General features: G+C 68.9%; 19 protein-coding genes. 15 read left to right on the top strand and 4 right to left on the bottom strand.

Translation table 11 applies throughout. The features are described 5' to 3' along the window. Positions 1-14: 14 nt before the first annotated feature. Positions 15-1595, top strand: coding sequence for an ABC transporter substrate-binding protein (locus tag OG974_RS11790; protein WP_327282645.1), 1581 nt, complete (start codon positions 15-17; stop codon positions 1593-1595). Positions 1596-1693: 98 nt separating this feature from the next. Here OG974_RS11790 and OG974_RS11785 read toward each other — a convergent pair whose 3' ends face one another. Then, positions 1694-2368, bottom strand: coding sequence for a response regulator transcription factor (locus tag OG974_RS11785; protein ID WP_327282644.1), 675 nt, complete (start codon positions 2366-2368; stop codon positions 1694-1696). A gap of 65 nt (positions 2369-2433) precedes the next feature. Then, positions 2434-3348, bottom strand: a complete 915-nt coding sequence (locus OG974_RS11780; protein ID WP_327282643.1) for a RecB family exonuclease — start codon at positions 3346-3348, stop codon at positions 2434-2436. Here OG974_RS11780 and OG974_RS11775 point away from each other — a divergent pair. From OG974_RS11775 to OG974_RS11765, 3 genes are all read left to right on the top strand, one after another. Continuing rightward, positions 3245-4741, top strand: a complete 1497-nt coding sequence (locus OG974_RS11775; RefSeq protein ID WP_327282642.1) for a site-2 protease family protein — start codon at positions 3245-3247, stop codon at positions 4739-4741. The genes OG974_RS11780 and OG974_RS11775 overlap by 104 nt on opposite strands. An 18-nt stretch (positions 4742-4759) precedes the next feature. Next, complete coding sequence (locus OG974_RS11770) at positions 4760-5656, top strand: tRNA (adenine-N1)-methyltransferase (RefSeq protein WP_327282641.1); 897 nt, start codon at positions 4760-4762, stop codon at positions 5654-5656. Positions 5657-5855: 199 nt separating this feature from the next. Then, positions 5856-6476, top strand: a complete 621-nt coding sequence (locus OG974_RS11765; RefSeq protein ID WP_371646385.1) for a hypothetical protein — start codon at positions 5856-5858, stop codon at positions 6474-6476. Between the two features lie 4 nt (positions 6477-6480). Here OG974_RS11765 and OG974_RS11760 read toward each other — a convergent pair whose 3' ends face one another. Beyond that, positions 6481-6801 carry a ferredoxin gene (locus OG974_RS11760; RefSeq protein WP_327282640.1) on the bottom strand — a complete coding sequence of 107 codons (321 nt, stop codon included), beginning with the start codon at positions 6799-6801 and terminating at the stop codon, positions 6481-6483. 264 nt (positions 6802-7065) lie between these two features. Between OG974_RS11760 and arc the strand changes: the two genes are divergently transcribed. The 6 genes from arc to prcA all read left to right on the top strand — a co-directional run bounded on the left by arc (position 7066) and on the right by prcA (position 13207). Next, entirely contained in the window at positions 7066-8832 is a 1767-nt protein-coding gene (arc, locus tag OG974_RS11755; RefSeq protein WP_327282639.1) for a proteasome ATPase, read from the top strand. A gap of 248 nt (positions 8833-9080) precedes the next feature. Next, the gene (gene dop / locus OG974_RS11750; RefSeq protein ID WP_327282638.1) at positions 9081-10592 is read left to right on the top strand and encodes a depupylase/deamidase Dop; all 1512 of its coding nucleotides are present in this window, start codon (positions 9081-9083) and stop codon (positions 10590-10592) included. A gap of 170 nt (positions 10593-10762) precedes the next feature. Then, positions 10763-10975, top strand: coding sequence for a ubiquitin-like protein Pup (locus tag OG974_RS11745; RefSeq protein WP_045947082.1), 213 nt, complete (start codon positions 10763-10765; stop codon positions 10973-10975). A gap of 279 nt (positions 10976-11254) precedes the next feature. Continuing rightward, positions 11255-11611 (top strand): endonuclease VII domain-containing protein, encoded by a 357-nt coding sequence (locus OG974_RS11740; RefSeq protein ID WP_327282637.1) that lies wholly within the window; start codon positions 11255-11257, stop codon positions 11609-11611. Beyond that, positions 11563-12402 (top strand): proteasome subunit beta, encoded by an 840-nt coding sequence (gene prcB, locus OG974_RS11735; RefSeq protein WP_327282636.1) that lies wholly within the window; start codon positions 11563-11565, stop codon positions 12400-12402. Before OG974_RS11740 ends, prcB begins: the two co-directional genes overlap by 49 nt. Before the next feature lie 40 nt (positions 12403-12442). After that, positions 12443-13207, top strand: a complete 765-nt coding sequence (gene prcA, locus OG974_RS11730) for a proteasome subunit alpha (RefSeq protein WP_327282635.1) — start codon at positions 12443-12445, stop codon at positions 13205-13207. Between the two features lie 54 nt (positions 13208-13261). Here prcA and OG974_RS11725 read toward each other — a convergent pair whose 3' ends face one another. Continuing rightward, positions 13262-14263, bottom strand: a complete 1002-nt coding sequence (locus OG974_RS11725) for a LacI family DNA-binding transcriptional regulator (protein ID WP_371646381.1) — start codon at positions 14261-14263, stop codon at positions 13262-13264. Positions 14264-14400: 137 nt separating this feature from the next. Here OG974_RS11725 and OG974_RS11720 point away from each other — a divergent pair, with 137 nt between their 5' ends. The 5 genes from OG974_RS11720 to OG974_RS11700 all read left to right on the top strand — a co-directional run bounded on the left by OG974_RS11720 (position 14401) and on the right by OG974_RS11700 (position 19700). Then, a complete protein-coding gene (locus tag OG974_RS11720) occupies positions 14401-15687 on the top strand; it encodes an MFS transporter (protein WP_328762235.1) in 1287 nt (428 codons plus the stop codon). Positions 15688-15745: 58 nt separating this feature from the next. Beyond that, positions 15746-17107 (top strand): Pup--protein ligase, encoded by a 1362-nt coding sequence (gene pafA / locus OG974_RS11715; RefSeq protein ID WP_030294339.1) that lies wholly within the window; start codon positions 15746-15748, stop codon positions 17105-17107. Between the two features lie 100 nt (positions 17108-17207). Then, the gene (locus OG974_RS11710; protein WP_328762233.1) at positions 17208-18146 is read left to right on the top strand and encodes an FKBP-type peptidyl-prolyl cis-trans isomerase; all 939 of its coding nucleotides are present in this window, start codon (positions 17208-17210) and stop codon (positions 18144-18146) included. A gap of 42 nt (positions 18147-18188) precedes the next feature. After that, positions 18189-18566, top strand: coding sequence for an FKBP-type peptidyl-prolyl cis-trans isomerase (locus OG974_RS11705; protein ID WP_328762232.1), 378 nt, complete (start codon positions 18189-18191; stop codon positions 18564-18566). 177 nt (positions 18567-18743) lie between these two features. Continuing rightward, positions 18744-19700: a WYL domain-containing protein gene (locus OG974_RS11700; RefSeq protein ID WP_327282630.1), complete on the top strand. Its 957-nt coding sequence runs from the start codon at positions 18744-18746 to the stop codon at positions 19698-19700. The last annotated feature ends 37 nt before the right edge of the window (positions 19701-19737 follow it).

Raw genomic sequence — 19737 nt, 5'->3', positions numbered from 1 at the left:
AGGACGTTCGCGTGATGAGACGTAACCAGTGGTTGGCGGCCCCGCTCGGCGCAGCCACCGCCGCCGCGCTGCTCAGCGGTTGCGGTTCGACCGACAGCCCGACCGCCGGCGGCGGCAAGGGTGTGGTCATGGGGATATCCGACAAGGTGAAGTCGACCGACCCCGCTTCGGGTTACGACCCGGGCTCCTGGCTGCTCTTCAACAACGTCTTCCAGTCCCTGCTGAGCTTCCCCAAGGGCGGCACCACGCCGGAGCCCGACGCCGCCCAGGCCTGCAACTTCGAAGGCGCCGACAGCAAGGTCTACAAGTGCACCCTGCGCGAAGGCCTGAAGTTCAGCAACGGCAACGCCCTCACCTCCAAGGACGTCAAGTTCTCCTTCGAGCGCACGCTGAAGATCAATGACGCCAACGGCCCCGCCGTGATGCTGTCGTCGATCGCCGGCATCGACACCCCCGACGACAAGTCCATCGTCTTCCGCCTCAAGACGTCCGACGCGACCTTCCCCAGCAAGATCGCATCGGGCGCGGGCTCCATCGTCGACCACAGCCAGTACCCGGCCGACAAGCTCCGCACCGACGGCAAGGCCGTCGGCTCCGGCGTCTACAAGCTGGACTCGATCAACGAGAAGAGCGCCAGCTTCTCCGTCAACGACGCCTACAGCGGCAAGGCCAAGGCGAAGAACACCGGCGTCACCCTCAAGTTCTTCAACGAGGACCAGGCCGCCCTCAAGAAGGTCCTCGAAAGCGGCGAGGTCGACTTCGCCTTCCGCGGGCTCGCCGCCAAGGACATCGCCAGCCTGTCCTCCACCAAGACCGGCGACCACAAGGTCGAGGTCGTCCAGGGCACCGGCGCCGAAGTCGAGCACCTCGTCTTCAACATGAACGACCCGGTCGCCGGAAAGCTCCCCGTCCGCAAGGCCATCGCCTACCTCGTCGACCGCGAAGCGCTCGTCAAGGACGTCTACGACGGCACCGCGACCTCGCTGTACTCGATCGTCCCGGCCGGCATCGGCTCGCACAACACCGCCTTCTTCGACCGCTACGGCGGCAGCCCCCAGCCCAAGAAGGCCGAGGCCGTCCTGCGCGCCGCCGGCATCAAGGACAAGGTGAAGATCACCCTGTACTCGACGCCCTCCCGCTACGGCCCGTCCACCGACCAGGAATTCCACCTCATCGCCAAGCAGCTCAACGACAGCGGGCTCTTCGAGGCCGACGTCAAGTCCATCGAGTTCGGGCAGTACGAGAAGGACATCCAGGACGGCAAGTACGGCGTGTACGTGAAGGGCTGGGTCCCCGACTACCCGGACGCCGACAACTTCACCCAGCCCTTCTTCGGCCCGGACAACGTCCTGCACAACAACTACGACAACAAGGAGATCAGCGGGACCATCATCCCGTCGACCTCCGCGAAGTCGGACCGCACCGCGGCCACCACCGACTACAACCGCCTCCAGGACATCGTCGCCGACGAGGTCCCGATCCTCCCGCTCTGGCAGGGCAAGCAGTACGCCGTCACCCGCCAGAACGTGACCGGCCTGCAGTGGTCGCTGGACGCCTCCACCGTCTTCCGCTTCTGGGAGATCAGCAAGGGCTGACCCGACCCGTACACCGAAGGGGCCGGCAACCGCACCGTGCGGCTGCCGGCCCCTTCGGCCTGCTCCGGGCGCGCCCCGCGCGCAACCGGCCCGGGGCGCTACTGCCCCGCTCCCGGCCGCACCAGACCGCTCTCGTACGCCCACACCGCCGCCTGGACCCGGTCGCGCAGGCCCAGCTTCGTCAGCACGTGCCCCACATGCGTCTTCACGGTCGTCTCGCTCACGAACAGGTCCGCCGCGATCTCCGCGTTCGACAGGCCGCGCGCCACCAGCTTCAGCACCTCGACCTCCCGCTCGGTCAACGTGCCCAAGGTGTCCGGCACGCGCTCCTCGCCCGACGGCAGGTGCTCCGCGTACTTGTCCAGCAGCCGCCGCGTGATGCTCGGCGCGAGCATCGCCTCGCCCCCCGCCACCACCCGGATCGCCTGCACCAACTCAACGGCGGGCGCGTCCTTCAGGAGGAACCCGCTCGCCCCCGCCCGCAGCGCCTCCACCACGTACTCGTCCAGATCGAACGTGGTCAGCACGAGCACCTTCGCCGGGCCGTCCCGGCCCGGACCCGTGATCTGCCGGGTCGCCTCCACCCCGTCCATCCGCGGCATCCGGATGTCCATCAGCACCACATCGGGCTGCAGCGCCCGTACCTGGTCCAGCGCCTGCAGACCGTCCCCGGCCTCGCCGACGACCGCCAGGTCCTGTTCGGCCTCCAGGATCATCCGGAAGCCGGTGCGCAGCAGCGGCTGGTCGTCGACCAGTAGGACGCGGATCGCCACGGGGGGTACCTCGAATTCGTACGGCGGCATCGACGGACGCCGCCCATTCTGCCCTGATCGGCGTATCAGGATCCCTCGGGGAGGGCCGCCCCGCCCTGGGGGTCCGCCGCGGGCCTCGGGACGACCGTCAACGGATAGACCGGGGGAGTCCCGCCGAACTCCGGACACACCGCCCGGTGATCGCACCAGCCGCACAGCTTCGTCGGCCGCGGCCGCCAGTCACCCGTCTCCGTCGCCTCCTTGATCGCATCCCACAGCGCCAGCAGCTTGCGCTCCACCCGCTCCAGGTCCGCGATCACCGGGTCGTACGTCAGCACGTCCCCACTGCCCAGATACACCAGCTGCAGCCGCCGCGGCACCACCTGCTTCAGCCGCCACACCACCAGCGCGTAGAACTTCATCTGGAACAGCGCGCCCTCGGCGTACTCCGGCCGCGGCGCCTTGCCCGTCTTGTAGTCGACGATCCGCACCTCGCCCGACGGCGCCACGTCCACCCGGTCGATGATCCCGCGCAGCCGCAGCCCCGACTCCAGCTCCGTCTCCACGAAGAACTCCCGCTCCACGGGCTCCAGCCGCGTCGGGTCCTCCAGCGTGAACCACCGCTCCACCAGCCCCTCGGCCTCCGTCAGCCACCGCGCCAGAGCCGCCCCCTCGTCCCCCTCCGGGAACAGCTCCACCAGCTCCGGCTTCGACTCCAGCAGCCGGTCCCACTGCCCCGGAACAAGCGCCTTCGCCCGCGGAGCCGTCCGCTCCTGCGCCGGATGATCGAACAACCGCTCCAGCACCGCATGCACCAGCGTCCCCCGCGTCGCCGCCGCACTCGGCTTCTCCGGCAGCTTGTCGATCACCCGGAACCGGTACAGCAGCGGGCACTGCATGAAATCGCTCGCCCGCGAAGGGGAGAGCGAGGAAGGCGCCGCAGCGCGCGGGGCAGCATCCGCATCGGCTGCGCCAGGAACCGGACCGGGGCTCGTCGTCATGGACAAAACCCTACGACCCGCCGCCGACAGCGCGCGCATACCATCGACGCCGACCCCCATCGCACTGCATGATCGGAGCATCACACCGCGCCACCAGCCACCCCGCCCCGCACCGACCGTGCACCTGGACCACACTGAAAGCACCGCCGGCCGCAACCCGCCGGAAAGCACCGAACGAAGGACAGCCGTGGCAGACACCGACGAAACCGGCGAGCGCGCAGACAAGCGCTCCGGACCGGGCGGCGGCATCCTCATGGGCCGCCCCTTCGGAGTGCCCGTCTACGTCTCGCCCAGCTGGTTCCTCGTCGCCGCCCTCATCACCTGGGTCTTCGGCGACCAGCTCGACCGCGTCCTGCCCGACCTCGGCCCCGCCCGCTACCTGGTCTCCCTCTTCTTCGCGGTCGCCTTCTACGCCTCCGTCCTGGTCCACGAACTCGCACACACCGTCGCGGCCCTCCGCTTCAAACTCCCCGTGCGCCGCATCCAGCTCCAGTTCTTCGGCGGCGTCTCCGAGATCGAGAAGGAATCCGAGACGCCCGGCCGCGAATTCGTCCTCGCCTTCGTCGGCCCCCTCCTGTCCCTCCTCCTCGCCGGCGCCTTCTACCTCGGCATGGAACTCGTCGACCCCGCCACCGTCCCCGGCGTCCTCCTCGCCGGCCTGATGATCTCCAACCTGCTCGTCGCCGCGTTCAACCTGCTCCCCGGCCTCCCCCTCGACGGCGGCCGCATGCTCCGCGCCGTCATCTGGGGCATCACCGGAAAGCCCATGGCCGGCACCGTCGCCGCCGCCTGGGTCGGCCGCGGCCTCGCCGTCGCCGTCCTCATCGGCCTGCCGATGATCACCCACACCGGCCTCCTCGGCACGGACGGCGTCGCCATCGAATCCACCGGCATGAACACCGTCATGGACGCCCTGCTCGCCGCGATCCTCGCCGCCATCATCTGGACCGGCGCCGGCAACAGCCTGCGCATGGCCCGCCTGCGCGAACACCTCCCCGAACTGCGCGCCCGCACCCTCACCCGACGCGCCGTCCCCGTCGAGAACGCCACCCCCCTCTCCGAGGCCCTGCGCCGCGCCAACGCCCACGGCGCCCGCGCCATCGTCGTCGTCGACGGCCACGGCGACCCGCTCTCCATCGTCCGCGAGACCGCCATCGCCTCCGTCCCCGAACACCGCCGCCCCTGGGTCGCCGTCAGCACCCTCGCCCAGGAGCTCACCGACGGGATGAAGGTCTCCGCCGAACTCTCCGGCGAAGAACTCCTCGACCACCTCCGCGCCACCCCCGCCACCGAATACCTCGTCCTCGAACCAGGCGGTGAGATCTACGGCGTCCTGTCCACCCTCGACGTCGAGAAGGCCTTCGTGAAAGCCATGGCGCGGCCCCAGTCCTGAAGCCAATACACTGGTCACATGTCCGAACCGACCGGTGCCGCCCGCCGACGCGGGCCCTTCGAGGTCGGGGACCAGGTTCAGCTCACCGACCCCAAGGGCCGCCACTACACGTTCACGCTCGAAGCAGGGAAGAATTTCCACACCCACAAGGGTTCCTTCCCCCACGACGAGCTGATCGGCTCCCCCGAGGGCAGTGTTGTCCGTACCACGGGGAACGTCGCGTACCTCGCGCTGCGCCCCCTGCTCCCCGACTATGTCCTGTCCATGCCCCGCGGTGCCGCCGTGGTCTACCCCAAGGACGCCGGCCAGATCCTGGCCTTCGCCGACATCTTCCCCGGCGCCCGCGTCGTGGAGGCGGGCGTGGGCTCCGGCTCCCTGAGCAGCTTCCTGCTGCGCGCCATCGGCGACCAGGGCATGCTCCACAGCTACGAGCGCCGCGCGGACTTCGCCGAGATCGCGACCGCCAACGTCGAGCGCTACTTCGGCGGCCCCCACCCCGCGTGGCAGCTGACCGTCGGCGACCTCCAGGACAACCTGTCCGACACCGACGTCGACCGCGTGATCCTCGACATGCTCGCCCCCTGGGAATGCCTGGATGCCGTCTCCAAGGCCCTGGTCCCCGGCGGCATCCTGTGCTGCTACGTGGCCACCACCACCCAGCTCTCCAAGACGGTCGAGTCCATCCGCGAGATCGGCTGCTTCGCCGAACCGCAGCCCTGGGAATCGATGATCCGCAACTGGCACGTCGAGGGCCTCGCCGTCCGACCGGACCACCGGATGATCGGCCACACCGGCTTCCTCGTCACCGCCCGCCGCCTCGCCGACGGCGTCGAGCCCCCCATGCGCCGCCGCCGCCCCGCCAAGGGCGCCTACGGCGAGGACTACGACGGCCCCGGCAGCGACCGCTCCGCCTAGACACCGGAGAGGCCGCCCGGCCGACCCAACACCAAGGCGCTGTGGCGCAGTTCCCCGAACGACCCGGGAACTGCGCCACAGCGCCTTTTCGTTGTCACCCGTACCGGGCCCGGCCGACACGGACCCGGCCGTTCCACCCCGGTGTGAGGTGTGGCACGATGCTGGCTCCCCGTCACCGTTCGCACAGGAGACACCCCGCGTGCCGCACCGCCCCGCCGAGCTGACGCCGACACTGGAAACCCTGGCCCACAGCAGCGCCGGGCCCCTCCACTGGCTCGCCACGGCCACCGCCATGGCCGCCGTCATCGCCGCCGCGGGACTCATCCAGCCGGAAGCGTCCGCCACCGGCCCCTCCGCGGCCCCCGCGAGCGGCCCCCGGCCCGCCACAGCCCCCGAAGCCCCCGCAGTGCCCGCACCCGACCCCGCCGGGGTCACGTACCCACTGGACTGCAAGGGCTTCCCCGTGGCCGTCACGGCCACCGCCCAGGGCGACCTCGACGGCGACGGCCGGCCCGAGACCGTGGCCGCCGTCCGCTGCGACGCAGGCTCCGGCACCCCGCCCCACACGATCTACGTACTCGCCCAGGACAAGACCCCCGGCGCCGCACCCAGGATCGTGGCCACCCTGCTTGAGGCCGGGAAGAAGCAGACCGCCACCGACCTCGCCGTCCGCGACGGAGTCGTCACCGCCAGTCTCCTCGGTTACTCCTCGCCCCAGGTGCCCCGCTACAGCCCCGACGTGAAACAGCTCGCCAAGTGGCGCTGGAGCGGCGGAAAATTCCGCCAGGAGCTGACGAACTCAGACGCCAGGAGTGTTTGAACCATCACTCCGCGTCGGGGCCGTAGACCTCGACCCTGTCCGAAACGCGCCTTACGTGGATGCAGTCACCCGGGCATTCCTTCGCCGAGTCCACCACGTCCTGCAGCAGCGTCAGAGGAACCGGAGTCGTCGCCCCCGCGTCCACCAGGAGCTCGTCCTGCGGGCTCTTCACGTACGCCAGACCATCGATGTCCAGCTCGAACACCTCCGGCGCGTACTGCACGCAGATCCCGTCGCCGGTGCAGAGGTCCTGGTCGATCCAGACCTCAAGCGGCTCTCCGGCCTGCCCGGCACCACCCGTGGGAGCCTCCTGCTGCACGGTCATATCTCCTGCCGTTCCCTGCGCTCAGTGATCCGTTTCCGCCACAAGTCGCGGCAAGTCGCGCGAGCCCTGACGGGTGTTGAACAGTTCGACCTTACAACCGGCCGCTTTCCGATGTTGATGGGTGGGTATTTCCTTGGCGTGAGGGAGTACGCAAGGGTGAAGATCGGACACACCTCTACCGTCTTTGTGATCTAGGGGTTTCAATCACCACCAGCCCAGGTAGGGTCAGGAAGCGTCCAGCTCCCCTTGGAGGAGGTGAGGACCGTGGCAGCCCACGACGACGACATCAACCGCGGCATCCGGCCGGGGCGAGGGTCTGAGGACCCCGCCGGTCAGGTTGCCTATCTAGAGCAGGAAATCGCCGTCCTGCGACGTAAGCTCGCCGACTCTCCGCGACACACGAGGATTCTCGAAGAGCGGATCGTCGAGCTCCAGACAAACCTGGCCGGCGTCTCCGCGCAAAACGAGCGACTGGCAAATACGCTCCGTGAGGCCCGCGACCAGATCATCGCCCTCAAGGAGGAAGTCGACCGGCTCGCGCAGCCCCCGGCCGGCTTCGGTGTCTTCCTTCAGGCGAACGAAGACGGCACCGTCGACATCTTCACGGGGGGCCGCAAGCTCCGCGTGAACGTTAGCCCCAGCGTCGAACCGGAAGACCTCCGGCGCGGCCAGGAGGTCATGCTCAACGAGGCCCTCAACGTGGTCGAGGCCATGGAGTTCGAACGGGCCGGGGACATCGTCACCCTCAAGGAGATCCTTGAGGACGGCGAGCGCGCCCTGGTGGTCGGGCACACCGACGAGGAAAGGGTGGTGAGGCTCGCCGAGCCGCTCCTGGACATCACCATCCGCCCCGGCGACGCCCTGCTGCTCGAACCCCGCTCCGGCTACGTCTACGAGGTCGTCCCCAAGAGCGAGGTCGAGGAACTCGTCCTCGAAGAGGTCCCGGACATCGACTACGACAAGATCGGCGGCCTGGGCGACCAGATCGAGCTGATCCGCGACGCCGTCGAGCTCCCGTACCTCTACCCGGACCTCTTCAAGGAGCACGAACTGCGGCCCCCGAAGGGCATCCTGCTGTACGGCCCCCCCGGCTGCGGCAAGACGCTCATCGCCAAGGCCGTGGCCAACTCCCTTGCCAAGAAGGTCGCCGAGGTGACCGGCCAGCCCGCCGGGAAGTCCTACTTCCTGAACATCAAGGGCCCCGAACTCCTCAACAAGTACGTCGGCGAGACCGAGCGGCACATCCGCCTCGTCTTCCAACGTGCCCGGGAGAAGGCGAGCGAGGGCACCCCCGTCATCGTCTTCTTCGACGAGATGGAATCCCTCTTCCGCACCCGCGGATCCGGAGTCAGCTCGGACGTCGAGAACACGATCGTCCCCCAGCTGCTCGCCGAGATCGACGGCGTGGAAGGCCTGGAGAACGTCATCGTCATCGGCGCCTCCAACCGCGAGGACATGATCGACCCGGCCATCCTGCGCCCCGGCCGACTCGACGTGAAGATCAAGATCGAGCGCCCCGACGCCGAAGCGGCGAGGGACATCTTCGCGAAGTACCTCAAGGCCTCGCTGCCGCTCCACAGCGACGACCTCTCCGAGCACTCCGGCTCGCCCGAGGTCGCCGTCCACAGCATGATCCAGACCGTCGTCGAGCAGATGTACGCCGAAACCGAGGAAAACCGCTTCCTTGAGGTCACGTACGCCAACGGCGACAAGGAAGTCCTGTACTTCAAGGACTTCAACTCCGGCGCCATGATCCAGAACATCGTGGACCGGGCGAAGAAGATGGCCATCAAGGCCTTCCTGGAGCACAACCAGAAGGGCCTGCGCGTCTCCCACCTCCTCCAGGCTTGCGTGGACGAGTTCAAGGAGAACGAGGACCTGCCCAACACCACCAACCCGGACGACTGGGCCCGGATCTCCGGCAAGAAGGGCGAGCGGATCGTATTCATCCGCACCCTCGTCACCGGAAAGCAGGGCGCGGACACCGGACGCTCCATCGACACGGTGGCAAACACCGGTCAGTACCTCTGATCGAACAGGGCGGCTGCGGATGCCCTCACCGGGCACCCGCAGCCGACTGCTTTACCGACCGTTCTTTTCAGCCGGTGACGGGGTGAAGTCAATGACTGAAATGATCTCCCCACCAGCGCGGAGTGGTTCTAGGCTCTTCCGTACCGCCGGTCGCGCAGTGCGGGGACGGGCACCGCACACGCACCGGAGCACCAGCGGTACTTGAGCGCCGCTCCCGAACGGGAGCGCCGCCGGGCAAGGAGGGCCGCATGACCGTACGGCGAGTAATGGGAATCGAGACGGAGTACGGGATCTCCGTCCCGGGGCACCCGAACGCCAATGCCATGCTCACCTCGTCCCAGATCGTCAACGCCTACGCGGCGGCGATGCACCGGGCGCGACGCGCCCGCTGGGACTTCGAGGAGGAGAATCCGCTGCGGGACGCCCGGGGCTTCGACCTCGCCCGCGAGGCCGCGGACAACAGCCAGCTCACCGACGAGGACATCGGCCTCGCCAACGTCATCCTCACCAACGGCGCACGGCTCTACGTCGACCACGCGCACCCCGAATACAGCTCCCCGGAGATCACCAACCCGCTCGACGCCGTCCTCTGGGACAAGGCCGGCGAGCGGATCATGGCCGAGGCGGCCGTACGGGCGGCCCAGCTCCCCGGAGCCCAGCCCATCCACCTCTACAAGAACAACACCGACAACAAGGGCGCCTCCTACGGCACGCACGAGAACTACCTGATGAAGCGGGAGACCCCCTTCTCGGAGATCGTGCGCCACCTGACCCCCTTCTTCGTCTCCCGCCAGGTCGTCACCGGCGCCGGCCGCGTCGGCATCGGCCAGGACGGCCGCGAGCACGGCTTCCAGATCAGTCAGCGCGCGGACTACTTCGAGGTCGAGGTCGGCCTGGAGACCACGCTCAAGCGCCCCATCATCAACACGCGCGACGAGCCGCACTCCGACGCGGAGAAGTACCGCCGCCTCCACGTGATCATCGGCGATGCCAACCTCTCCGAGATCTCCACCTACCTCAAGCTCGGCACCACCGCCCTCGTCCTCTCGATGATCGAGGACTCCTTCATCAACGTCGACCTGGCCGTGGACCAGCCCGTGCGCACCCTGCACCAGGTCTCCCACGACCCCGACCTCCGGCACCTGATCACGCTGCGCAGCGGCCGCACCCTGACCGCCGTACAACTCCAGATGGAGTACTTCGAGCTGGCCAGGAAGTACGTGGACGAGCGTTTCGGCTCCGACGCGGACGAGCAGACCAAGGACGTGCTGGCCCGCTGGGAGGACGTGCTGGGCCGGCTGGAGAGCGATCCGATGAGCCTGTCGGGAGAGCTGGACTGGATCGCGAAGCGCGAGATCCTGGAGGGCTACCGGAGGCGGGACGGGCTCGGCTGGGACGCCGCCCGGCTCCACCTGGTGGACCTCCAGTACGCGGACGTACGGCCCGAGAAGGGCCTCTACAACCGCCTGGTGGCCCGCGGCAAGATGAAGCGGCTGGTGGAGGAGACGGCGGTCGAGCGCGCCCAGGGCAAGCCGCCGGAGGACACCCGGGCGTACTTCCGGGGCCGGTGCCTGGAGCAGTACGCGGACGACGTGGCCGCGGCCTCGTGGGACTCGGTGATCTTCGACCTCCCGGGCCGCGACTCCCTCCAGCGGGTCCCGACGCTGGAACCCCTGCGGGGTACCCGCAAGCACGTGAAGGAGCTCCTGGACCGCTGCCGCACGGCGGAGGACCTGGTGCGCGTACTGAGCGGAAACTGAGGGCTGAAAAGTCACCGTTCCGGGAATCATGAAAGAAGCCGCACTTTATGAAAGTGCGGGGACGAATGCCGGACCCTCCTTGTAGGGTCCGACGTAGGGTCTGATCTTGAGAGATCCCGATCCCGGGGTCTCTCGACATGAGCGCGCGAACCGAGCGGGGTGAGGTAGACATGGCGACCAAGGACACCGGCGGCGGACAGCAGAAGGCGACTCGCTCGACCGAGGAGGTCGAGGAGCAGGCCGCGGAGGCACAGTCGGACCTCAAGGAACGACAGGAAAAGCTCTCCGACGACGTCGACTCGGTTCTTGACGAGATCGACGATGTACTTGAGGAGAATGCCGAGGACTTCGTTCGGAGTTTCGTCCAAAAAGGCGGCGAATAACCTTCGAATCTAAGGCGAATCCGCCGGTGTGTGCTCCATGTCCAATGGAACGAAGTGGTGTCGAGGGTGTGCTCGTGACCTGCCACTGAGCGGATTCGCCTCGGATCTCAATCGCAGTGACGGGCTCCAGCCCAGTTGTCGCGCATGTGTGGCTGCATACAGTGCTCGGCACTACCGGCGCCGCCAGGCCGCCAAAGGCAAGGTCGTCAAGGAGCATGTCGAGGTGCCGGCAGGGTGGAAGCTCTGTCGGCAGTGCGGTGAGGTCGAGCCGCACGGTGAATGGCACAAGAACGCCCGGCATCTGACGGGGTATCCACCCGCTGCAAGGCCTGCCGGGCCGTCCAAGGGCGGGCGGGCCACCTCAAGCGGGCTTACGGCATCACCGAGGCGGAGCGCGACGAGATGATCGTGGCCCAGGGCGGTGTCCGCGTCATCTGCCAACAGGGTCCGGCAGAGCACGTGGATCACGATCATCAGACGGGTAAGGTCCGAGGCGTACTGTGCTTCAGCTGTCACGCAGCACTGGGGCAGTTCAAGGATCGGCCGGACGTCATAAGGCGTGCAGCCGCTTACGTGGAAGGAAACCTGTGGAACCCAACACTCGTAGCACAGGGCGTCTACCGGCAGCCTTCCTGACGCCGGGGTCTTCGTCCTTCATGGACTTCCTCGGGGCGCACTCGCCCGAGATGCTGCCGGGGAACCGGAAGCTGCCCGAGGGGGTCGTCGAGGCGCCGCACGGGACGACGATCGTCGCCGCCACCTTCCCCGGCGGGGTCGTGCTCGCCGGTGACCGGCGGGCGACCATGGGGAACATGATCGCGCAGCGGGACATCGAGAAGGTGTTCCCGGCCGACGAGTACTCCGCGGTCGGCATCGCCGGTACGGCCGGCCTGGCCGTGGAGATGGTGAAGCTGTTCCAGCTGGAGCTGGAGCACTTCGAGAAGGTGGAGGGCGCGACGCTCTCGCTGGAGGGCAAGGCCAACCGGCTGTCGACCATGATCCGGAGCAATCTGGGGATGGCGATGCAGGGGCTGGCGGTCGTACCGCTGTTCGCGGGGTACGACGAGGCCAAGGAGAAGGGCCGGATCTTCTCCTACGACGTGACCGGCGGCCGCTCCGAGGAGCACGGGTACGCCGCCACCGGGTCCGGTTCCATCTTCGCCCGGGGCTCCATGAAGAAGCTGTACCGCCCCGATCTGACGGAGGAGCAGGCCACCACCCTCGTCGTACAGGCCCTGTACGACGCCGCCGACGACGACTCGGCGACCGGTGGTCCGGACCTGTACCGCCACATCTATCCGATCGTCACCGTCATCACGGACGAGGGATTCCGCAGGCTCAGCGACGACGAGTCGCAGGAGCTCGCCCGTACGGTCACCAACCGTCGCCTGGAGCAGCCCGACGGTCCGCGCGCCGCCCTGCTCTGACCACTCCTCTCGTCGCCCAGAAGAAAGGGACGGACAACCGGTGTCGACTCCGTTCTATGTGTCACCCCAGCAGGCCATGGCCGACCGGGCGGAATACGCCCGGAAGGGCATCGCCCGCGGTCGCAGCCTTGTCGTGCTGCAGTACGCCGACGGCATCGTGTTCGTCGGCGAGAACCCGTCCCGCGCGCTGCACAAGTTCAGCGAGATCTACGACCGGATCGGCTTCGCGGCCGCCGGCAAGTACAACGAGTACGAGAACCTGCGGATCGGCGGCGTGCGCTATGCCGATCTGCGCGGATACACCTACGACCGTGACGATGTGACGGCCCGTGGGCTGGCGAACGTCTACGCGCAGACGCTCGGCACGATCTTCTCCAGTGCCGGTGAGAAGCCGTACGAGGTGGAGCTGGTCGTGGCCGAGGTCGGTGCGACCGCGGCGGGTGACCAGATCTACCGGCTGCCGCACGACGGTTCGATCGTGGACGAGCACGGCTCGGTCGCGGTCGGCGGCAACGCCGAGCAGATCAGCACCTATCTGGACCAGCGGCACCAGGACGGGATGACCCTGTCCGAGGCGCTGAAGCTGGCGGTGCAGGCGCTGTCCAGCCAGGCGAGCGGTGCGGACAAGACGATTCCGGCGGAGCGGCTGGAGGTTGCGGTGCTGGACCGGACGCGGTCGCAGCAGCGGAAGTTCAAGCGGATCCGGGGCCGGCAGCTGTCGCGGCTGCTGGAGGCGGACGTTCCGGCGGCGGCGCAGGCTGACGCGGTCTCGAACGACGAGGCTCCCGAGGACGATTCCGAGTAGGGATCCGGGCGCGGTGGCGCCCCCGGCCTTCGGGCCGGGGGCGCCGTTCGTTTTTCAGGGGCCGGTGGGTGCCGGTCCGGAGGAGGCGCGGACGATCAGTTCGACCGGGATGTCGGGGGCGGTCCAGGGGGTGCCGTCGAGGACGGCGAGGAGGGCGGTCATGCCCTGTTCGCCGACGCGTTCGGCGGGCAGGCGGACGGTGGTGAGCTCGGGTTCGACGGCGGTGGCGAGGGCGAGGTCGTCGATGCCGGTGACGGAGAGGTCGTCGGGGACGCGCAGGCCGAGGCGGCGGGCGGCCTTGCAGGCGCCGGCGGCGAGGATGTCGTCGTCGCAGACGATGGCGGTGGGTCGGCCCTCGGGGGCGGTCAGGGCGGCCTCCACGGCCGTACGGGCGTCGGCGACGGCGAGGGGGGCCCGTACGGTGCGCAGCTCGGCGTGGGGCCTCAGGAGGGCGGCCAGGGCTTCGGCGCGGATGTCGAACGTCCAGGAGTCGACGGCCGAGGCGAGGTGGAGGAAGCGGCGGTGGCCCAGTGCCAGGAGGTGTTCGGTGGTTTGGCGCATGCCGTCGGCCATGGCGAGGTTGACGTGGGCGGCGGCGTGTCCGGCGGTGGGGTCGCTGTCGAGCATGACGAGGGGGAGTCCGGCGTCGCCGATGGCGTCGAGGGCTCGGGCGGCCATGGAGGAGGCGATGACTCCGTCGAGGGCCGCGCGGGCGGAGGCGAAGGGGTTTCGGGCGGGGCCGGTGCCGTCGGGGGAGGGGTAGAGGACGACGCCGAAGCCGTGTTCGGCGGCGATGCGGGCGGCGCCGGTGTAGACGCGGGCGAAGAACTCGTTGGTGAGGGCGGGGACGACGAGGAGGGCGGTGCGGGTGCTGCCGAGGCGGAGGTTGCGGGCGGCGAGGTTGGGGCGGTAGCCGAGGGTGGTGGCGGCTTCGCGGACGAGGTCGGCGGTGCGTTCGGAGACGCGGCCGCGCCATTTGTCGCCGAGGACGAGGGAGACGGTGGCCTGGGAGACCCCGGCGGCGGTGGCCACGTCCCGGCTGGTGGGTCTCGTCACACGGTTCTCCTGGAATGCGAGGTCGGCGAGGGTGCGGGTTGGTCCGCGGGTTGGACCGGCAGGCTGCGGCCATGGTACGTATAACTGTCTTCGTTATACGTATTACTCCGGCAGGGTCCGGGCAGAAAGGGGCGGACATGGCCGCGGGTTACGCGGAGCTGCTCAGGACCCGGCACGCCGCACGGCTGCTGGCGGGCACGCTGGTCGGCCGGCTGCCGAACGCCACCGCGGCGATCGCGATCGTGCTGTTCGTGCGGGCCGGGGGCGGCAGCTACAGCCTCGCGGGCGCGCTGGCCGCCGTGTACGGCTTCGCCAACGCGGTGGGGCAGCCGCTGCTCGGCCGCGCGGTGGACCTGTACGGGCAGCCCCGGGTCCAGTTGCCCGCCGCCGTGGCTTCCGCGCTGGGCATGGCGTGGCTGGCGCTGGCGGGTACGGGGTCGGCCGCTGCCGCTTACGGCGCGGTCGTCGTCTCCGGGTTCTTCTCGCCGCCGCTGGAGGGCGGCCTGCGGGCGCTGTGGCCCGTTGTGCTGGGCGGCCGCGAGGAGCGGGTCCACGCCGCGTACGCGCTGGACGCGGTGGCTCAGGAGATCATGTACACCGTCGGCCCGCTGATCGTGACGGTGTGCGTCGCGCTGTGGAGCCCGTCCGGCGCCCTGCTGGTGATCAATGCGCTGGGCGTCCTGGGTGCCCTGTCGGTCGTGCTGAGCGAGCCGTCGCGCACCTGGCGCTCGGAGCCGCGCGAGGCCCACTGGCTGGGCGCGCTGCGCTCGCGGGGGCTGATGGCGCTGCTGGGTGCGTTCTTCTTCGTGGGCTGCGCCCTGGGCTCGATCACGGTGGCGGGCATCGCCTATTCGGACGGTCACGGCGGCCAGGCGGTCTACGGCTGGATGATGGCGGCCCTCGGGCTGGGCGCCCTGGTCGGCGGAGTGGTCTACGGGGCGCGGCAGTGGGGCGGGGCGCCGGAGCGTCGGCTGCGGGGGTTGGTGGCGATGCTGGCGCTGGGTTACCTGCCGCTGTTGCTGACGCCCGGTCCGGTGGCGATGACGGCGCTGACGGCCCTGGCCGGGGTGTTCCTGGCGCCGACGATCGCCTGTGCGTTCATCGTGGTGGACCGGCACGCTCCGGCGGGCACGGTGACGGAGGCGTTCTCCTGGCTGGTGACCTTCTTCGGGGTGGGTGCGGCCGTCGGTACGGCGGTGGCGGGTCCGGCGGTGGAACTGGGCAGTACGGCGGCCGGGTTCGGGGTGGCGTGTGCGGCCGGGGCCGCGGCCCTGGTGGTGCTGACGCTCACTCAGCGCGTCCTGGCTGCTCCGGGCCGGACCCGTACGGTGACGGGCTCTGCGTCGGCTGCGCCGGAAGGCGTGGTCGGCGGTGCGCTGGAGGGCCCTGCGGGGGGCGCGGCGGAGCGGCTCGTCGGCAACTGATCGAAACGGCGTTCACGAACCCGGTTTCAGAACAGTGCAGAAGGCGTAATGTTCAGTCATGGACCGCCGCATTTTCGGGCTGGAGAACGAGTACGGCGTCACGTGCACGTTCAGGGGACAGCGCCGACTGTCTCCTGACGAAGTGGCGCGCTACCTCTTCCGCCGTGTTGTGTCATGGGGCCGCAGCAGCAATGTCTTCCTGCGGAACGGCGCCCGTCTGTACCTCGACGTGGGTTCGCATCCGGAATATGCAACTCCCGAATGCGACAACGTGACGGAACTCGTCACGCACGACAAGGCGGGCGAGCGCATTCTCGAAGGCCTGCTCGTCGATGCCGAACGCCGCCTGCACGAGGAGGGAATCGCGGGCGACGTCTATCTCTTCAAGAACAACACCGACTCGGCCGGCAACTCGTACGGATGCCACGAGAACTATCTCGTGGCCCGGCACGGAGAATTCTCCCGCCTGGCGGACATCCTCATTCCGTTCCTCGTCACGCGGCAGCTGATCTGCGGCGCGGGCAAGGTGCTGCAGACCCCCCGGGGTGCGGTCTACTGCGTGAGCCAGCGGGCCGAGCACATCTGGGAGGGCGTCAGCTCCGCGACGACCCGGTCCCGGCCGATCATCAACACCCGGGACGAACCGCACGCGGACGCCGAGCGCTACCGCCGCCTGCACGTGATCGTCGGGGACTCGAACATGTCCGAGACGACCATGCTGCTCAAGGTCGGGGCCACCGATCTGGTGCTGCGCATGATCGAGGCGGGGACGGTGATGCGGGACCTGACCCTGGAGAACCCGATCCGGGCGATCCGCGAGGTCAGCCACGACATCACCGGCCAGCGCAAGGTGCGTCTGGCGAGCGGCCGCGAGGCCTCGGCGCTGGAGATCCAGCGCGAGTACTACGACAAGGCGGTGGACTTCGCCGAGCGCCGGGGCATCCGTACCGGCACGGTGGACCAGGTGCTGGAGTTGTGGGGCCGCACCCTCGACGCGATCGAGGCGGAGGACCTGGACCGGATCGGGACCGAGATCGACTGGGTCATGAAGTACCAGCTGATCGAGCGGTACCGGGCCAAGCACGGCATGACCATGTCGAATCCGCGGGTGGCTCAGATAGACCTCGCCTACCACGACATCCACCGCCGGCGCGGGCTGTACTACCTGCTGGAGCGCAAGGGGCAGGCGGCGCGGATCTGCAACGACCTCAAGATCTTCGAGGGCAAGTCGGTTCCTCCGCAGACCACGAGGGCGCGGCTGCGCGGCGACTTCATCCGCCGGGCGCAGGAGCAGCGGCGGGACTTCACGGTCGACTGGGTGCACCTGAAGCTGAACGACCAGGCGCAGCGGACCGTGCTGTGCAAGGACCCGTTCCGGTCGGTGGACGACCGGGTGGAGAAGCTGATCGCCGGGATGTGACATCGCGCTGATCTTGGCCGGGCCCCGTACGGATCTCGTACGGGGCCCGGCGCACGCCTTAGAGTGGCGACGACCGTGCCGTCTGAGATCTGAGGAACACGTGCGCCGACTTGCCGGCCTGCTTGTCGTACCCCTTCTGCTGCTGTCGACAGCAGCCTGTGGCGACAGCGGCTCCGACTCCGCCCAGATGACGAACGGGGCGCCCGCGATCACCAAGGGTGCCAAGTTCGGTGAGACCCCGACCCTGTCCACGGGCAAGGGCGACCCGCCGAAGCAGCTGAAGGTGGTGACCGTCAGCGAGGGCAACGGCCCGGTGCTGAAGAAGGGCGATGTCGCCCAGGTCAACTACTACGGCCAGGTGTGGGACGGCAAGGAGCCGTTCGACCAGAGCTTCGGCAAGGGCAAGCCGTTCGACGTGACCATCGGTGCCGGAATGGTCATCAAGGGCTGGGACCAGGGCCTTGAGGGCAAGAAGGTCGGAAGCCGCCTTGAGCTGGTGATCCCGCCGGACCTCGGTTACGGCGACAAGGGCTCCGGCGACAAGATCAAGCCGAACGCCACGCTGGTCTTCGTCGTGGACATCGTCAAGGGCACCTCGGTCCCGGCCTCGGCCACGGGCAAGGAGGTCGCGCAGGACAACAAGGACCTGCCGAAGATCGGTACGAACACGGACGGCAAGGAAGTCTCCGTGACCGTTCCGAAGGACACCGCGCCGCCGGCCAAGCTGGTCTCGAACTACGTGCTGGAGGGTGACGGCCCGGCCGTCAAGGACACCGACAGCGTCATCGTCAAGTTCAACGGCAAGACGTGGAAGGACGACAAGACCTTCGAAAGCACGTACGCCACGGACCAGACGGTGACCTGGCCGATGGACCAGCTCTCGGTCAAGGGCCTCAAGGACGGCCTGATCGGCAAGAAGGTCAACAGCCGCATCCTGCTCGTCATCCCGCCGGACCAGGGCTTCGGCGACAAGGAGACGGGCACCATCCCGGCGAACTCGACGCTGGTCTTCAGCCTCGACATCCTCGCCGTGATGTAAGACTGTCCCAGTTGACCTGATTCAGTTATGAGGAGCAGTTCCGTGAGCGACCAGCTCAGCAAGCCCGAGATCGACTTCCCCGACTTCCCGGTTCCGGCCGACCTCGTCATCGAGGAAGTCTGGGAGGGTGACGGCGCCGTGGCCGAGGCCGGCAAGAAGGTCTCCGTCCACTACGTGGGCGTGGCCTATTCCACCGGCGAGGAGTTCGACGCCTCCTGGAACCGCGGCACCCCGCTGCAGTTCATCCTGGGCATCGGCCAGGTCATCCCGGGCTGGGACCAGGGCATCCAGGGGATGAAGGTCGGCGGCCGCCGCAAGCTGGTCATCCCGGCGCACCTCGCGTACGGCGACCGCGGCGCCGGCGGCGCCATCAAGCCGGGCGAGACGCTGATCTTCGTCTGCGACCTGATGGGCGTCTGATCCGACGACTCGTGACAGGTAATGGGGCCCCCGCCGTCAGGCGGGGGCCCTCGCTTTTGCCGGGGCCCGCCGGGGCGGTACGGTCAACGGTCACGGACGTGCGCCTCGTGCGCCCGGGCGTGTCGTGTGTCGTGCGTTGCGTGCAACGTGTAAGCGGAGAAGGGCGGAAGGGCGTCGATGGCGATTGCCAAGGCCGAGCGGCTGATGAATCTGGCGCTGTGTCTGCTGGGGACCCGTCGGCCACTGAGCAAGCGTGAGCTGCGCGGCTCCATCGAGGCGTACATGGAAGCCGGCAACGACGAATCGTTCAACCGCATGTTCGAGCGGGACAAGGACGATCTGCGTGAACTCGGCCTGGTCATTGAGACGGTGGAGAACCTGGAGGGCGAAACCGGCTACCTCGCCCGCCGTGACAGCAACCGGCTGCCGCCCGTGTCCCTCGACGCCGAGGAGGCCGCCGCCCTGGGGCTCGCGGCCAAGGTCTGGCAACAGGCCCGCCTCGCGGGAGCCGCCAGCGGCGCCCTGCAGAAGCTGCGCGCGGGCGGGATGCCGGAGGCGGGGGACCCGTACGAGGGCCAGCACAGCGCCATCGAGCCGCGCATCCCGGTCCACGAGGCTGCCTTCGAACCGCTGATGCTGGCCTGCCGCGACCGCCGGCCGGTGGTCTTCGACTACCGCAAGTCCACCGCCGCGCGCCCCGAGACCCGCCAGGTGGAGCCGTGGGCGCTGGAGTGCTGGCGCGGCCACTGGTACCTGGCCGGCTACGACCGCGACCGCGGGGCGGAGCGCGTGTTCCGGCTCTCCCGGATCACCGGCAAGGTCCGCTCCCGGGCGGCCAAGTACACCGCCGAGGTCCCGGACGTGGTCACCGTGCGGGAGACCGTGGCGAGTTGGGCCGGGGAGAGCGCGGACCGCTCCGCCCTGATCCGGCTGCGGGCCGGCGCCGGGTACCCGCTGCGGGCCAAGGCCACCGCCGTGCGCGAGGGCGGGGACGGCTGGGACGAGCTGGAAATCCCCTACGGGCACGGGCTGGACGCCTGGCTGGTCGAGTTCGGGCCGGACGTAGTGGTCGTGGAACCCGCCGACCTGCGGGCGGACGTCGTGGACCGGCTGCGCGCCGTGGCCAAGGGCTGAGGGCGGCCCGGCGCACCGGGCCGGGCAGACCGGGTCG

The organism is Streptomyces sp. NBC_00597, assembly GCF_041431095.1.
In the GTDB taxonomy this organism is placed as follows: domain Bacteria; phylum Actinomycetota; class Actinomycetes; order Streptomycetales; family Streptomycetaceae; genus Streptomyces.
The sequence above is the reverse complement of the archived record's forward strand: the minus strand, read 5'-3'. Positions and strand labels throughout refer to the sequence as shown.

What these genes read in the sequence shown, in the direction of transcription:
- OG974_RS11790 (WP_327282645.1), top strand. Translation starts at nt 15, where the DNA reads ATGAGACGTAACCAGTGGTTGGCGGCCCCGCTCGGCGCAGCCACCGCC.
- OG974_RS11775 (WP_327282642.1), top strand. Translation starts at nt 3,245, where the DNA reads ATGAAATCGCTCGCCCGCGAAGGGGAGAGCGAGGAAGGCGCCGCAGCG.
- OG974_RS11780 (WP_327282643.1), bottom strand. Translation starts at nt 3,348, where the DNA reads ATGACGACGAGCCCCGGTCCGGTTCCTGGCGCAGCCGATGCGGATGCT.
- OG974_RS11770 (WP_327282641.1), top strand. Translation starts at nt 4,760, where the DNA reads ATGTCCGAACCGACCGGTGCCGCCCGCCGACGCGGGCCCTTCGAGGTC.
- OG974_RS11760 (WP_327282640.1), bottom strand. Translation starts at nt 6,801, where the DNA reads ATGACCGTGCAGCAGGAGGCTCCCACGGGTGGTGCCGGGCAGGCCGGA.
- dop (WP_327282638.1), top strand. Translation starts at nt 9,081, where the DNA reads ATGACCGTACGGCGAGTAATGGGAATCGAGACGGAGTACGGGATCTCC.
- OG974_RS11745 (WP_045947082.1), top strand. Translation starts at nt 10,763, where the DNA reads ATGGCGACCAAGGACACCGGCGGCGGACAGCAGAAGGCGACTCGCTCG.
- OG974_RS11740 (WP_327282637.1), top strand. Translation starts at nt 11,255, where the DNA reads ATGGCACAAGAACGCCCGGCATCTGACGGGGTATCCACCCGCTGCAAG.
- OG974_RS11720 (WP_328762235.1), top strand. Translation starts at nt 14,401, where the DNA reads ATGGCCGCGGGTTACGCGGAGCTGCTCAGGACCCGGCACGCCGCACGG.
- pafA (WP_030294339.1), top strand. Translation starts at nt 15,746, where the DNA reads ATGGACCGCCGCATTTTCGGGCTGGAGAACGAGTACGGCGTCACGTGC.
- OG974_RS11700 (WP_327282630.1), top strand. Translation starts at nt 18,744, where the DNA reads ATGGCGATTGCCAAGGCCGAGCGGCTGATGAATCTGGCGCTGTGTCTG.